The 875-nt window shown below is 55.8% G+C and carries 1 protein-coding gene; it reads right to left on the reverse strand.

Going from position 1 to position 875, the window contains the following annotated elements; translation table 11 throughout:
* Positions 1-839, reverse strand: an 839-nt coding sequence (locus QJ48_RS34955) for a carbohydrate ABC transporter permease (protein ID WP_054977826.1), incomplete at its 3' end; no start/stop codon positions are given.
* Positions 840-875 lie beyond the last annotated feature (36 nt).

Raw genomic sequence — 875 nt, forward strand, 5'->3', positions numbered from 1 at the left:
TTTTGCAGAAACGGATACACCACCAGAATCGGAAGCGTCGAGACGACGATCGCCGCCATCTGAATCGTGACCGGAAGAATGTCCTGCTCCCCTGCGAAGCCCGATTGCCCCATGACATCCTGTGTAGAGCCCTGGAAAATCATTTGCCTCAAGAACACCTGCACGGTCCATAGCTCCGGCTTCGTGATGTAGAGGACCGCGTTGAAAAACTGGTTCCAGTTGCCGACCGCATAGAAGAGCGTAAACGTCGCCAGCGCCGGCATGGACAGCGGAAGCACGATTCGGAACAGCAGGCCGAAGGTGCGGCAACCGTCGATTTTCCCGGCTTCTTCCAGCTCGGAAGGAATGCCCTGGAAGAAGTTCTTCAGAATAATGAGATTGAATGCGCTAATCGCGCCGGGCAAAATGAGCGACCACACGCTGTCCAGCAGGCCGAGCTTGTTGACAACGATATACGTCGGAATCATGCCACCGCTGAACAAGATCGTAATCGTCACGAGCAGCAGCACCGTTTCTCTGCCGGGCAGCGTCTTCTTGGAAAGCGGGTACGCCATGAAGGTCGTCAGGGCCAGATTGACGAACGTTCCTCCGATCGTCGTGACCGCCGTGATATACAGCGACCGGACAAAGTTGGTGTTGCCCAGAATCGTGCTGTACGCATCGAACGAAAAACGATCCGGCCATAAAATGATCCCGCCGCGCAATACCTGCTCCATCGGCGATAACGACGTCGCCAAGATGTACACGAATGGAAATAACGAGCTGAGCGCGAGTACGATGAGCACAAGCGCGATCGCCGCGTCGACGACCCGGTCCGTCCAGGTTGCTCTACTGTTCATTGTGCAAGTCCCTCCCCTTAGAACACGCCTTCTTCG

Origin of the sequence: Paenibacillus sp. A3 (assembly GCF_001399685.1) — a bacterium.
Classification (GTDB): domain Bacteria; phylum Bacillota; class Bacilli; order Paenibacillales; family NBRC-103111; genus Paenibacillus_G.